This is a genomic window from Serratia sp. CY83965, from assembly GCF_052166375.1.
Classification (GTDB): domain Bacteria; phylum Pseudomonadota; class Gammaproteobacteria; order Enterobacterales; family Enterobacteriaceae; genus Serratia; species Serratia marcescens.
On the sequence record NZ_JBJNOV010000004.1, the window covers coordinates 489,596 to 502,758 of the forward strand.

General features: G+C 57.5%; 12 protein-coding genes. 6 read left to right on the forward strand and 6 right to left on the reverse strand.

From position 1 onward, the window contains the following. The first annotated feature begins 34 nt into the window (after positions 1-34). Both ACJ8PL_RS13230 and ACJ8PL_RS13235 read left to right on the forward strand, forming a co-directional pair. A complete protein-coding gene (locus ACJ8PL_RS13230) occupies positions 35-691 on the forward strand; it encodes a fumarylacetoacetate hydrolase family protein (protein ID WP_016927455.1) in 657 nt (218 codons plus the stop codon). A gap of 122 nt (positions 692-813) precedes the next feature. Further along, positions 814-1,260, forward strand: a complete 447-nt coding sequence (locus tag ACJ8PL_RS13235) for a YcgN family cysteine cluster protein (protein ID WP_004932284.1) — start codon at positions 814-816, stop codon at positions 1,258-1,260. Positions 1,261-1,373: 113 nt separating this feature from the next. Here the strand turns inward: ACJ8PL_RS13235 and ACJ8PL_RS13240 are convergent, their stop codons facing one another. The 3 genes from ACJ8PL_RS13240 to nhaB form a co-directional block, all read right to left on the reverse strand. Beyond that, positions 1,374-2,135, reverse strand: coding sequence for an aspartyl/asparaginyl beta-hydroxylase domain-containing protein (locus ACJ8PL_RS13240; RefSeq protein ID WP_110147078.1), 762 nt, complete (start codon positions 2,133-2,135; stop codon positions 1,374-1,376). Positions 2,136-2,836: 701 nt separating this feature from the next. After that, positions 2,837-3,367, reverse strand: coding sequence for a disulfide bond formation protein DsbB (dsbB, locus tag ACJ8PL_RS13245; RefSeq protein ID WP_033640107.1), 531 nt, complete (start codon positions 3,365-3,367; stop codon positions 2,837-2,839). A 120-nt stretch (positions 3,368-3,487) separates the two neighbouring features. Further along, on the reverse strand, positions 3,488-5,053 hold the full coding sequence (nhaB, locus tag ACJ8PL_RS13250; protein WP_016927458.1) for a sodium/proton antiporter NhaB: 1,566 nt from the start codon (positions 5,051-5,053) through the stop codon (positions 3,488-3,490). A gap of 243 nt (positions 5,054-5,296) precedes the next feature. On the opposite strand from nhaB, the gene fadR reads away from it, so the two are divergent. Then, positions 5,297-6,016, forward strand: coding sequence for a fatty acid metabolism transcriptional regulator FadR (fadR, locus tag ACJ8PL_RS13255; RefSeq protein ID WP_025303107.1), 720 nt, complete (start codon positions 5,297-5,299; stop codon positions 6,014-6,016). A gap of 57 nt (positions 6,017-6,073) precedes the next feature. On the opposite strand, the gene ACJ8PL_RS13260 is transcribed toward fadR, so the two are convergent. Next, on the reverse strand, positions 6,074-7,609 hold the full coding sequence (locus ACJ8PL_RS13260) for a SpoVR family protein (protein ID WP_016927460.1): 1,536 nt from the start codon (positions 7,607-7,609) through the stop codon (positions 6,074-6,076). Positions 7,610-7,906: 297 nt separating this feature from the next. On the opposite strand from ACJ8PL_RS13260, the gene zinT reads away from it, so the two are divergent. Beyond that, positions 7,907-8,557 (forward strand): metal-binding protein ZinT, encoded by a 651-nt coding sequence (gene zinT / locus ACJ8PL_RS13265; protein ID WP_016927461.1) that lies wholly within the window; start codon positions 7,907-7,909, stop codon positions 8,555-8,557. Positions 8,558-8,603: 46 nt separating this feature from the next. Here zinT and ACJ8PL_RS13270 read toward each other — a convergent pair whose 3' ends face one another. Then, complete coding sequence (locus tag ACJ8PL_RS13270; RefSeq protein WP_016927462.1) at positions 8,604-8,921, reverse strand: antibiotic biosynthesis monooxygenase family protein; 318 nt, start codon at positions 8,919-8,921, stop codon at positions 8,604-8,606. A 539-nt stretch (positions 8,922-9,460) separates the two neighbouring features. Between ACJ8PL_RS13270 and ACJ8PL_RS13275 the strand changes: the two genes are divergently transcribed. Beyond that, positions 9,461-10,765 carry a D-amino acid dehydrogenase gene (locus ACJ8PL_RS13275; RefSeq protein WP_028127472.1) on the forward strand — a complete coding sequence of 435 codons (1,305 nt, stop codon included), beginning with the start codon at positions 9,461-9,463 and terminating at the stop codon, positions 10,763-10,765. A gap of 76 nt (positions 10,766-10,841) precedes the next feature. Next, the gene (gene dadX / locus ACJ8PL_RS13280) at positions 10,842-11,915 is read left to right on the forward strand and encodes a catabolic alanine racemase DadX (RefSeq protein ID WP_028127471.1); all 1,074 of its coding nucleotides are present in this window, start codon (positions 10,842-10,844) and stop codon (positions 11,913-11,915) included. An 8-nt stretch (positions 11,916-11,923) separates the two neighbouring features. Here dadX and ACJ8PL_RS13285 read toward each other — a convergent pair whose 3' ends face one another. Next, complete coding sequence (locus ACJ8PL_RS13285; RefSeq protein ID WP_016927465.1) at positions 11,924-13,117, reverse strand: multidrug effflux MFS transporter; 1,194 nt, start codon at positions 13,115-13,117, stop codon at positions 11,924-11,926. Positions 13,118-13,163 lie beyond the last annotated feature (46 nt).

The following is a 13,163-nucleotide window of genomic DNA, read 5'->3' on the forward strand; positions in this document are numbered from 1 at the left end:
GCGCGCCAAGCCTCTACAGTTTGGGAGAAGCGGTATGTATCAACATAGAGACTGGCAGGGTTCGCTGCTCGATTTCCCGGTGAACAAGGTGGTCTGCGTCGGCAGCAACTACGCCGATCACATCAAGGAAATGGGCAGCGCGGCGTCCGTCGAACCGGTGGTGTTTATCAAACCGGAAACGGCGTTGTGCGATATTCGCCAGCCGGTGGCCATCCCCAAAGAGTTCGGTGCGGTGCATCATGAAGTGGAGCTGGCTGTATTGATCGGCACACCGTTGAAACAGGCCAACGAAGATCGCGTTGCGCGGGCGATCGCCGGTTATGGCGTGGCGCTCGATCTGACGCTGCGCGATCTGCAAGCGGGCTTTAAAAAGGCCGGCCAGCCGTGGGAAAAGGCCAAGGCCTTCGACGGTTCCTGCCCGATGTCGGGATTTATCCCGGTGGCGGAATTCGGCGATCCGCAAAACGCCGAGCTGTCGTTGACCGTCAACGATCAATTGCGCCAGCAGGGCAATACGCGCGACATGATCACGCCAATCCTGCCGCTTATCAGCTACATGAGCCGCTTCTTCACGCTGCGCGCCGGCGACATCATCCTGACCGGCACGCCGCAGGGCGTGGGCCCGATGGCCTCCGGCGACATGTTGAAAATCAGCCTGAACGGCAAAACGCTCAGCACCCGGGTGATCTGACCTCTCTTCGCCGCCGGCATCGTCGGCGGCAAAGCTTGCATCTTGCCGCTAATATGTCTATATAGTCCCCCCTCGAACCTGTGCGCAGGTGACTTATCCATTTACCGAAACCGGACGCTAACATGTCACAACTCGCTTTTTGGCAACAGAAAACGCTGGCGGAAATGTCAGAACAAGAGTGGGAATCGCTGTGCGACGGGTGCGGGCAATGCTGTTTGAATAAGCTGATCGACGAAGATACCGACGAGATTTATTTTACCAACGTAGCCTGCAACCAGCTCAACATCAAATCCTGCCAATGCCGTAACTATGAGCGGCGCTTCGAGCTGGAAGAAGACTGCATCAAACTGACGCGCGAGAACCTCACTACCTTCGATTGGCTGCCGCCGACCTGTGCCTATCGCCTGATCGGCGAAGGCAAGCCGCTGTTTCCCTGGCACCCGCTGATCAGCGGCTCCAAAGCGGCGATGCACGGCGAGCGCATCACGGTGCGGCATATTGCGGTGCGCGAGAGCGAAGTGGTGGACTGGCAGGATCATATCCTCAACAAGCCGGACTGGGCCAGATAACGCGGATGCCTTGACAGATGTTGCTCGGCAACACGAGTTTTAATGCCAGAGGGCGGCGTGTTAAGACATCCCGCCCTCTTGGCTATTGAGCTCACGCGCATGAGACTCTTGCTTCACGCTTTTTTGTCGCGGCGATGCCAGTTAGCCAGATTTTTCAGCGGCTGCTTCACATACGGGCTGGCCTTGATCAGGCTGAACAGCAGTTTATTCACCGCCGTACCCACTTTGTCCATTGGCCGGTCGACATCGAGAAACAGCACAGCGCGCAGCTCGTCGGTATCATTGCGAACTTCGTGTTCGTAGGAATCATCAAACAAAATCACCTTGCCTTCATCCCAGTGCAGAATTTGGTCGTCAACGCGGATCCAGAGCTTGTCCCGATCCTTTGGCACGATCAATCCCAGATGCGCACGCACGACGGCTCGAGTCGGGCCTTTGTGAGGCACGATGTGATAGTGCGGTTTAAGAATCGAAAACATGGCGGTGCGCATGCCGGGGATCTCGCTGACCGCCTCTGCTGTGCGCGGGCAGATGGCGCAGTTTTCATCAACCCGTTGCCCGTAGACAAACAGCCCGAAGGTTTTCCAGTTATCGCCTTTAGAGATACGTTTCTGATCCGGTGATATTTGGTGGAACGCTGGGATATCCTCCGGGTGTTCCAGCAACCGATCCAACTCCTCGCGAATGGCCGGCCAACGGGCTTCCAGCGCCGTCACCCAATTAAATTCATGATTGCCGATCCGCGGCGTGGTGGAGATGAGCGAATGGCGAGTCTGAAATTCGCCGTTCCAGCGCAGGAATTTTTTCCCGGCTTTGAGCAGCATGCGCCGCAGGAAGGGGCGCTGAGACGAAGGCGGCAATGTGGTATCCGGCATAGTATCGTGTCCTTGATGTCATATGATGTGCTGTAGTCAGCCAAAACCTGGCTCACAGGAAGAAAGGGCGAAAGTCAACACGTCATTCAGCATAGGGAAAGCATCGCGAACGATTTTAATCTTTAGTGCGCGAATGGCGTTGATGCTTGGTGCCGGATAGAGAGAAATTCCAACAATTTATTTAAGAATGGTAAGGGCTTGCGTGAGGGGGGAAGGGGGAAAAAAGCCCCTGCAAAGATGAGGGGCAAGACACACAACAACACCAGGGAAATCGGTAGTACTCACTTTGCCGATACTATAAGGATTTTATGGGTAAACTTCACCAAAATATTGTGCTCTGAATGTGACAAAGGCGCAGTCGTTCATAAGTAACGGTAATTTATTGATGCTCGAAGGCTGAAAGGAATGCGCCAGAGCGGCCCGCTTTTAGTCGCCGATATGGCAGAAGTTTAATGTTATGTAAATTACGCCCTTAGCCGTGCCGGGATGCTTCTTTTTAAACGATAAGTTGGGTAATTTGGCCGCTCTCCCGCAAGTTCGAGAGTATAACAATGAAAATGATCCGCCTGTTTGCCGTAGCTGGAGCGCTGATCGTGCTCGTTTACTTCCTTACACATACCTGAGGTGGCTTTATCTCGGAATGTGACAGCAATACCTAAAAAAACGGCGCCTTCCGGCGCCGTTTTTTGTTTGTCTGCCGATCAGCGGCCGAACAGGTCGCGGCGGCGTGGGCGAACAAACTGCGCGACCAGCACAATCAGCGCCACCAACAGATAGGCACCGAAGATGCCGACCAACCATTGCGGCATTTCCAACGTCAGGAATTGCCATTGACGCACGGAGCAGTCACCGGAAGCATGAAACACCGCCGGCAGCCATTTGTCCAGCGGCAGCCAGGACGGGAAGCTGACGAAGAAATCGCAGGTATTGAATGGCGAAGGATGCAACTGGATCATGGTGTGCTTCCACGCCAGCTGTACGCCTTCCCAAGCGCTGTAGATCCACAGCAAGATCGCCGCGTAGCGCAGCGGAGTTTTCGGCGCGATGGCGCCCACCAGCGAGGCACCGAGGATGCCGAACAGCGCGCAACGCTCGTAAATGCACATCACGCACGGCTGCAGCAGCATAACGTGCTGGAAATAGAGCGCGACCAGTTCCAACACCAACGCTGTCAGGGCCATCAGCAGCCAGGCGCCGCGTCCTTGTGAACAGCGGTTAAAGAATTGCAACATATCTAGATTCTTCCATGCAGTAAGCAATTGAACCGGCAGTGTAAACCAATTCCTCTTCGCTGCCAGCCACCTGGGCCGGATTCAGCGTAAAAATAGTCGGTTCACCCTGCCGGCGCCGTCTCAGTGGCCGACGGCGTCGATGGACGGCAGCGTCAGCCAATGCCACTGCGTCAACAGCTCGGTCGCCGGTTCCAAGGTGAACTGGACGCACAGCAGGCCAACCACCGTCAGCACCACCGTATAAGGCAGGGCCATCCATACCATGCGGCCATACGACAAACGCACCAGCGGCGCCAATGCCGACGTCAGCAGGAACAGAAACGCCGCCTGTCCGTTAGGGGTGGCGACCGATGGCAGGTTGGTACCGGTATTGATGGCGACCGCCAGCAGCTCGAACTGCTTCAGCCCGATCGCGCCGGTTTCCAGCGCGGTTCGCGCCTCGTTGATGTAAACCGTGCCGACGAACACGTTGTCGGAAACCGACGACAGCAGGCCGTTGAACAGGTAGAACAGCGAAAGCTGAGAGGCGGGCTCGGCGCGCAGCACAAACTGGATCACCGGGCTGAACAGGTGCTGCTCGATGATGACCGCGACCACGGTGAAGAACACCGTCAGCAGTGCGGTGAACGGCAGCGCTTCCTGGAACGCTTTGCCGATGGCGTGCTCGTCGTTCACGCCGCACAGGGAGGTGGCGAGGACGATCACCGACAGGCCAATCAGCCCCACTTCAGCCAGGTGGAAGGCCAGCGCCAGCACCAGCCAAACGCCGATCAGCGCCTGCATCACCAGTTTGAGCCGTTCTTGTTTGCTACGGCCCGCAGTGGCCTTGCGGTCATACTCTTTCAGCACGTCGCGCACCGCTTCCGGTAGCTGCGCGCCGTAGCCAAACAGGTGAAAACGTTCTACCAGCCAACACACCAGCAGGCCGCACACCAACACCGGCAGCGTTACCGGCGCCATACGCAGGAAGAAATCGATAAAACCCCAGCCCGCGTTTTTGGCGATGATCAGGTTTTGCGGCTCGCCCACCATGGTCATGACCCCGCCGAGCGCGGTGCCGACGCCGGCGTGCATCAGCAGGCTGCGCAGAAAGGCGCGGAATTGCTCCAGCGTCTGTTTGCGCTCTTCGCCGGTAAAATCGCTGTCATCGCCAATGTCGCCGTCAGGGCGGTTTGACGTCACGTTGTGATAGATGGAATAGAAGCCGGTGGCCACGCTGATCACTACCGCCACGACCGTCAGCGCGTCGAGGAAGGCGGAAAGGAAGGCGGCGGCCAGGCAGAACGCCAGCGACAGCAGCGTTTTCGAACGGATGTTGAGCAGCAGCTTGGTGAACACGAACAGCAGCAGCTGCTTCATAAAGTAGATGCCGGCCACCATAAAGATCAGCAGCAGCAACACGTCCAGATTATGTTCGATTTCCTGCGAAACCTGCGCCGGGCTGGTCATGCCGATGGCCACGGCCTCGAGCGCCAGCAGGCCGCCCGGCAGCAGCGGGTAGCATTTCAGCGCCATTGCGAGGGTAAAGATGAACTCGGCCACCAGCAGCCAACCCGCGATAAACGGGCTGGCGAAAAAGAACACCAGAGGGTTGATCGCCAGAAAAATGAGAATGGTTAGTTTGTACCAGTCGGGAGATTGCCCCAGAAAATTTTTGAGCAGGGCGCTACGCAGGGTTGTTTCCATTGTGCTCTATGCATCCTTCAATCAGTCGTAGCACGTACCCTAACAATGCGGTGGGGGCGTGCGCAACCTGAGCTTGTTTTACCATGAGAAAATTCCTCCGACCGGTATTTTTGCTCGTTTTTTGCCACGTTATGCACACTTTCGTTTATTGTTTTTCGCTCACGCTATGTCATGTCAGCACGATCTGGTATGATGAGCTGATTACTTTTACTGATTTTATCGTCGCAACGGAACGTCAAACACATGGTCATAAAGGCGCAGAGTCCTGCCGGTTTCGCGGAAGAGTACATTATTGAGAGTATTTGGAATAATCGCTTCCCCCCTGGCTCTATTTTGCCCGCGGAGCGTGAGCTTTCGGAGTTGATTGGCGTCACGCGCACCACGTTACGTGAAGTGTTGCAACGTCTGGCCCGCGATGGCTGGTTGACCATTCAGCATGGCAAACCGACCAAAGTGAACAATTTTTGGGAAACGTCCGGCCTCAATATCCTTGAGACGGTGGCTCGTCTCGATCACAAAAGCGTCCCTCAGCTGATCGATAACCTGCTGTCCGTGCGCACCAATATCGCGTCGATCTTTATTCGCGCCGCGGTGCGCAATCATCCGGAGCAGGCCCAGGAAGTGTTGGCGAAGGCCGCCGAGGTTGAAGATCAGGCGGACGCTTTCAATCTGCTCGATTACGAGATCTTCCGCGGTCTGGCGTTCGCTTCCGGCAATCCGATCTACGGCCTGATCTTCAACGGTCTGAAAGGGTTGTACACCCGCGTGGGCCGTTACTACTTCTCCAACCCGGAAGCGCGCAAGCTGGCGCTGACCTTCTACAGCAAGCTGTCCACGCTGTGCCATGAGAAGCTGTACGACCAGGTGATGGACACCGTGCGCAACTACGGTAAGGACAGCGGGGCGATTTGGCAGAGCATGCAGGGCACCATGCCGAGCGATCTGACCGAAGCGCGCCGTTAATCGCGAGTCAATGAAAAAGAAAGGGCGCCATTTTGGCGCCCTTTGTCGTTGCGGCGGTTACAGCGGCGTAGGCCGCGGCGGGCAGCGATCGAGCAACTCTACACTGCCGTCTTCATTTTGCTGCTCGAGGATCACGTCGAAGCCCCACAGGCGGTGCAGGTGCTTCAACACGTCGCGGCGGCTCTTATCCAGTGGCGCGCGTTCCTGCGGGATGTAACGCAATGTCAGCGAGCGGTCACCGCGCAGATCCACGTTCCAGATCTGAATGTTCGGCTCATGGTTGCTCAGGTTGTATTGCGCCGACAGCTCCTGGCGGATCGCCCGGTAACCGGCTTCGTTATGGATCGCGGCAATCTCCAGATAGTTGTTGCGATCGTCGTCCAGCACGGTGAACAACCGGAAATCACGCATCACTTTGGGTGACAGGAACTGGCTGATAAAGCTCTCGTCCTTGAAGTCGCGCATGGCGAAGTGCAATGTCTCCAGCCAGTCTTTTCCGGCGATGTCCGGGAACCAGTAGCGGTCTTCTTCGGTCGGCGATTGGCAGATGCGCTTGATGTCCTGGAACATGGCGAAGCCCAGCGCATAAGGGTTGATGCCGTTATAGTACGGGCTGTTGTACGGCGGCTGATACACCACGTTGGTGTGGCTGTGCAAAAACTCCAGCATAAACCGCTCGGTCACTCGGCCCTCGTCGTACAGATGGTTGAGGATGGTGTAATGCCAGAAGGTGGCCCAACCCTCGTTCATCACCTGAGTCTGCTTTTGCGGGTAGAAATACTGGCTGACTTTGCGCACGATGCGCAACACCTCACGCTGCCAGGGTTCCAGCAGCGGTGCATTCTTTTCGATAAAATAGAGGATATTTTCCTGCGGTTCGCTCGGATACCGGCGCGCCTGCTCCGGCGACTCTTCACGTTCGACGCGTGGCAAGGTCTTCCATAACGTATTCACCTGGCTTTGCAGATACTCTTCGCGGCTTTTCTGGCGCGCTTTCTCTTCCACCAGGGAGATTTTCTGCGGGCGCTTGTACCTGTCGACCCCATAGTTCATCAGCGCGTGGCAGGAGTCCAGCAGTCGCTCCACTTCATCGACGCCGTAGCGTTCTTCGCATTGGCTGATGTAGTGGCGGGCGAACAGCAGATAATCGACGATGGAGCTGGCGTCGGTCCAGCTGCGGAACAGATAGTTATTCTTGAAGAACGAGTTGTGGCCATAGCAGGCGTGCGCCATCACCAGCGCCTGCATGGTGATGGTGTTTTCCTCCATCAGGTAGGCGATGCAGGGATTGGAGTTGATGACGATTTCATACGCCAGCCCTTGCTGGCCCTGTTTGTAGCGCTGTTCGGTTTCGATGAACTTCTTGCCGAAGGACCAATGGGTATAGTTGATCGGCATGCCGACGCTCGAATAGGCGTCCATCATCTGCTCGGAGGTGATCACCTCGATCTGATGGGGGTAAGTGTCGAGTCGGTAATGCTTGGCGACGCGGTCGATCTGCTCCAAATACACCTGCAGCAGTTCGAACGTCCAGTCCGGTCCATCGCTCAGACGTTTATCATCCTTAACCTTTTCATGTGTTGAAGTAGTCATCAGCGCACCCTCATTATTCACGGGTCTTGCTCAAACGGCAGACCCTGTAACAAGCATAGTTCAAGTCATAATTAACCATTGCAAATCAGTGAAATAAAAATGCCGGTACGCAAAGGAGCGAACGGCGGTCGATCCGGCGCCCGTCCCGGCAGAAGGCGGCGCGGCACCGTACTCCCTCTTCGAGTATAACCCTGCGGCAGGGGGGCGCAACACAATGCCTGTTGCACAACAAGGATTGAAAATTGTTATGTTATATTGTAACTTTTAATTTTCGTGGTAACGGACAAGGAGCGCATTTTGGCGAGGCATTTTGGCAAACTGGCGGTGGCGCTGGCCGCGTTGTTTATCAGCGGGCAGGCGTGCGCCCACGGGCATCATTCACACGGCAAGCCGCTGACGGAGGTGGAAAAAAAGGCGGAGGCGGGTGTATTCGACGATAAGGACGTCAAAGATCGCAACCTGGCGGATTGGGAGGGGGTGTGGCAATCTGTGTATCCCTATCTGCTCAATGGGGATCTTGACCCGGTGTTCAAGAAGAAAGCGGCACAGGACAAGCGCAAGACCTTCGCCGAAGTGAAGGCGTATTACCGCAAAGGGTACGCCACCGATGTAGATACCATCGGCATTGAAAACGGCGTCATGGAATTTCACCGCGGTGACCAATCCAGCGCCTGTCAGTATAAGTACGCCGGGCATAAGATCCTGACGTATGTTTCCGGTAAAAAGGGCGTGCGTTATCTGTTTGAATGCCAGGATGCCGGCAGCCTGGCGCCGAAATTCGTGCAGTTCAGCGATCACATTATCGGCCCGCGCAAATCGGCGCATTTCCATATCTTTATGGGCAACACGTCGCAGGAAGCGTTGCTGAAAGAGATGGATAACTGGCCGACTTACTACCCATTCCAACTGCAAACCAAAGAAGTCGTGGATGAGATGCTGCATCATTGATGCTGCTCGCTCCCGCAACCACAAGCCCGCCTGTGTGGGCTTGTGCTCAGTCAAACGGTCTGATTTGCAGGTAATCGTCCGTCACTTCCATTTCAAATAGCGTTTTATCTGCCAACAAGGTCGCACGCATTCGTTCCCGGGCTTGCCGGTAGCGTTCATCCAATTGAATATCACCGGCGCTTTCCCATGCGACTCGGCTTGGCCATTGCGCATAGCCGATAAACTGCCCGCCCATATCCCGATGCAGGCGCGAGCCGAGGCTGCCGCGCTGCAGATAGATGCCTTGGGTCAACGCTAGCCAAGCCTGGCGAAAGGCGTGTTCGTGTCCGGGTTTGACTGAAAACTGGTAAATGGCGATGAACATAAGGCGTTCTCCACAATAGCGACAGTGTGAACTTTAGGCGCTGCTTCTGGCTTTAACGTTCATATCGTGCTGCAGCGTTCAACATAAGCGGGCGGGCTAAGGGCTCGGGTGTTTTATTCCAGTAGTGAAAGCAAGGTTAACGGCAGCTTAAATTTTGCGCGATTTTTCTGCTGCGGAGGGAGGCGGCTCTCTTTGTTTGTTATGTTGGTATTTTTTATTTTATTGGGTTTTTGTTCTGTTTAATTGTTGGCTGGTATTTTTATATTCTGTTAAATCAATGTTACTTATCACGCCTTTTTTGAGTGCTATCATTGATAGCGTTGATATCAATTCAGTGGCGGTATGACGCCATAATCCCCTCTAAACCGCATCTTATCGCTATTTGCAGACGGCTATTGCAAATGCATGACTCATCGACGATAAATTAATTGTGAATATTGTCACGTTTGATGACGAAGTTGTTGGACGGATTTTTTCACTGAGTTAATTTCCTGTAAGCAGAAGATTATGCTTTGTGAAGCCTTGAGCTGGAGTCAGCGATGCGAGTGGTAATTTTAGGTAGTGGAGTGGTGGGCGTAGCCAGTGCCTGGTATTTGGCGAAGGCGGGGCATGAGGTGACGGTGATCGATCGTCAGCCAGGCCCCGCACTGGAAACCAGCGCGGCGAACGCCGGGCAGATTTCACCGGGTTATGCCGCACCTTGGGCGGCACCGGGCGTGCCGCTGAAGGCCATCAAGTGGATGTTCCAGCGCCATGCGCCGTTGGCCATCCGCCTCGACGGCAGTAGCTTCCAACTGAGCTGGATGTGGCAGATGTTGAAGAACTGCAACACCGAACACTACATGACCAACAAAGGCCGCATGGTGCGTCTGGCGGAATACAGCCGCGATTGTATCAAGGCGTTGCGTCAGGAAACCGGCATCCAGTACGAAGGTCGCCAGGGCGGCACGCTGCAGCTGTTCCGCACTCAACAACAGTTCGAAAACGCCGCGAAAGACATTGCAGTATTGGAAGATGCCGGCGTGCCTTACAGATTGCTGGAAGCCGGCCAACTCGGCAGCGTCGAGCCGGCGCTGGCGCAGGTGGCGCACAAGCTGACCGGCGGCCTGCAGTTGCCGAACGACGAAACCGGCGATTGCCAGCTGTTTACGCAACAGTTGGCGAAGATGGCAGAGCAGGCGGGCGTCACTTTCCTGTTCAACCGCAGCGTCGATCGTCTGCTGGTGGAGGGCGACAAGATCGCCGGCGTGCAGTGCGGCGAGGAAGTGTTCAAGGCCGACAGCTATGTGGTGGCGTTCGGCTCGTACTCCACGGCGCTGCTGCGCGGCCTGGTGTCCATTCCGGTTTACCCGCTGAAGGGCTATTCGTTGACCATTCCTATCACCGACGAAGCGGCGGCGCCGTTCTCTACGGTATTGGATGAGACGTATAAAATCGCCATCACACGCTTCGACCAGCGCATTCGCGTTGGCGGCATGGCGGAGATCGTCGGTTTCAATACGCAGCTGGAGCAAAAACGGCGCGAAACGCTGGAAATGGTGGTGCGCGATCTCTACCCGAACGGCGGCCGAGTGGAAGAGGCGACGTTCTGGACCGGCCTGCGGCCGATGACGCCGGACGGCACGCCAATTGTCGGCCGCACCTCGCTGAAGAACCTGTATCTCAATACCGGACATGGCACGTTGGGCTGGACGATGGCCTGTGGCTCCGGGCAGTTGTTGTCCGATCTGATGTCCGGCATTACGCCGGCGATCCCTTCCGATGACCTGGCGGTGGCGCGTTACAGCGCCGGGTTTCGCCAGCAACACGCGGTTCCGCTGAACGACGTGCATCCCGCACGTTAATCGTCGACGCTGTCATAGACTTTCCTGGCCACGTGCAGGCGCGCGTGGCCGCCGTACGTTGCCCCAAGGAGAAGCGATGCCCCGTCCCATAACCGCCACGATGCATCTCGGCGCGATTGAAAATAACTTGCAGGTGGTGCGCCGTTTCGCCCCCGGCGCCAAAGTCTGGGCGGTGGTCAAGGCTAACGCCTATGGCCACGGCATCAAACACGTTTGGCGAAGCATGGCGCAAACCGACGGCTTCGCCATGCTGGATCTGGCCGAAGCGGTGCTGCTGCGCGAGTCGGGTTGGCAAGGGCCTATCCTGTTGTTGGAAGGCTTCTTCCAGCCGCAGGATCTGGCGTTGCTCGACCGTTATCGCCTGACGACGGCGGTGCACAGCGACTGGCAGCTGGCGGCGATCGCCGACGCCACGCTGAACGCGCCGCTCAATGTCTATCTGAAAGTGAACAGTGGCATGAATCGGCTGGGGTTCGCACCCGAGCGGCTGCATGAGGTGTGGCGCAGGGCGCAGGCGGTAGCCAACATTGCCGAGCTTACGCTGATGAGCCACTTCGCCACCGCCGACGGCCCTGAAGGTGTGACCCGGCAAATGGCTACCATCGAGGCGGCGGCTACCGATATACCGCTGCCGCGCTGCCTGGCCAACTCGGCCGCCACGCTGTGGCACCCTTCGACCCACGGCAGTTGGGTCCGTCCTGGGATCGTTCTCTATGGCGCTTCGCCGAGCGGTTGCTGGAATGACGTTGCGGCGACGGGGCTGCAGCCGGCGATGACGCTGAGCAGTGAAATCATCGGCATTCAGCAGCTGAAGTCTGGCGATCGTGTGGGTTACGGTGGCCGTTACAGCGCCGCAGGCGCACAGCGTATCGGTGTGGTGGCCTGCGGTTACGCCGACGGCTATCCGCGTCATGCGCCGACCGGTACGCCGGTATGGGTTGACGGCGTGCTGACGCGCACCCTGGGAACGGTATCGATGGATATGCTGGCGGTGGATCTGACACCCTGTCCGCAAGTCGAACTGGGCGCCGAAGTGGAGCTGTGGGGGAAACGTCTGCCGGTGGATGAGGTGGCCACGGCGGCAGGGACGTTAGGCTATGAGCTGCTGTCGGCTTTAGCGGCGCGAGTGCCGGTCGCCACCGAAGCCTGAGCCGGGGCTCAGGCGACTTTTCTGATCTGCCCTTTAATCTGCTTGCTGAGCCGCCGCGCGTGCAGCGCCAGCAGGCAGCCCGCCAGCATCACCAGCGCCAGCGACAGCTTGGGTTGCAGCGGCAACGCCATCGCCACCAGACCCAGCGCGGCGCCGCCCGCCATCTGCACGAAACCGACCAGCGCGGACGCGACGCCGGCCTCATTGGAGTAGGGTTCCAACGCGTAGCTGGTGGCCGGGCCCATTACGAATGCCAATCCGGCGCAGGCGCTGGCGACTGGCAGCATATACGCCAGCCAGTGCGCTTGCGCCGTCGCGGGCAGCAGCATGACGCCCAGCAGCAGACCCAGACAGCCCAGCCCCATCAAAATGCCGCCGGTCGCCAGACAAACCGGGCGGCCGACCTTGTGGATGATGCGGTTGGCGAAGAAGCTGACCAGCATGATCCAGAAACCGTTGGCGCCGAACACCAGCGAGAATTGCAGCGGTGTCAGGCCAGCGGTGCCCATCAGCACGTTCGGTGCCAGAGAAACGTAGGTCAGCGCCATGCCCATCGCCCCGGAGTTCACCACCGCAAAGGAGAGAAAACGCCGTTCGCTGAGGATGCGCGCGTATTGACGCACCGGCAACCCCTTGACCGGCACGGTGTCGGCAGGGCGAGTTTCCGGCAGGCGCAGCGCGATGAGCGCCAACACCAGCAGCGCGTAGCCGACCAGGAACCAGAAGGGAGCGCGCCAGCCGAAGGCTTCGGCGAGCAGGCCGCCGAGCAGCGGCGCCAGCGCCGGGATGATGTTCAGCGTGCCGTTAAGAAAGCCGAAAGCGCGGGCGGCGTCGTCGCCATTCAGGCGATCGCGCACGCCGCTGAAGGCGACGACGGCGGTGCAGCAAACCGCCACCCCTTGCAGCAGACGCGAAGCGATGAAAATCGTCGGGCTGGTGGCCAGCGCCGCCATCGCGGCGCCGATCATGTAGAGGATAATGCCGGCCAGCGCCACCGGTTTGCGGCCATAGTTGTCCACCAGCGGGCCGGCAATGACCTGGCCGAGGCCAAGCACCAGAATAAATAGCGATATGGTGGATTGGATCAGCGCTTCGCTGCTGCCCAGACCGACGGCAATAGCGGGAATAGTCGGCAGATAAAGATCGATGCCTAATGGGCCGAGCAGCACCAGGCTGAGAAGCATAAACAGAAACTTTTGCATAACAGGAAAGGCACGTCCGAGTGACAAAGAGGGCTAGAGTAGAGAC

Bases quoted from the DNA above. Each gene is read 5' to 3' on its own strand.
- ACJ8PL_RS13230 (WP_016927455.1), top strand. From the start codon at position 35: ATGTATCAACATAGAGACTGGCAGGGTTCGCTGCTCGATTTCCCGGTG.
- ACJ8PL_RS13235 (WP_004932284.1), top strand. From the start codon at position 814: ATGTCACAACTCGCTTTTTGGCAACAGAAAACGCTGGCGGAAATGTCA.
- ACJ8PL_RS13240 (WP_110147078.1), bottom strand. From the start codon at position 2,135: ATGCCGGATACCACATTGCCGCCTTCGTCTCAGCGCCCCTTCCTGCGG.
- dsbB (WP_033640107.1), bottom strand. From the start codon at position 3,367: ATGTTGCAATTCTTTAACCGCTGTTCACAAGGACGCGGCGCCTGGCTG.
- nhaB (WP_016927458.1), bottom strand. From the start codon at position 5,053: ATGGAAACAACCCTGCGTAGCGCCCTGCTCAAAAATTTTCTGGGGCAA.
- fadR (WP_025303107.1), top strand. From the start codon at position 5,297: ATGGTCATAAAGGCGCAGAGTCCTGCCGGTTTCGCGGAAGAGTACATT.
- ACJ8PL_RS13260 (WP_016927460.1), bottom strand. From the start codon at position 7,609: ATGACTACTTCAACACATGAAAAGGTTAAGGATGATAAACGTCTGAGC.
- ACJ8PL_RS13270 (WP_016927462.1), bottom strand. From the start codon at position 8,921: ATGTTCATCGCCATTTACCAGTTTTCAGTCAAACCCGGACACGAACAC.
- ACJ8PL_RS13275 (WP_028127472.1), top strand. From the start codon at position 9,461: ATGCGAGTGGTAATTTTAGGTAGTGGAGTGGTGGGCGTAGCCAGTGCC.
- dadX (WP_028127471.1), top strand. From the start codon at position 10,842: ATGCCCCGTCCCATAACCGCCACGATGCATCTCGGCGCGATTGAAAAT.
- ACJ8PL_RS13285 (WP_016927465.1), bottom strand. From the start codon at position 13,117: ATGCAAAAGTTTCTGTTTATGCTTCTCAGCCTGGTGCTGCTCGGCCCA.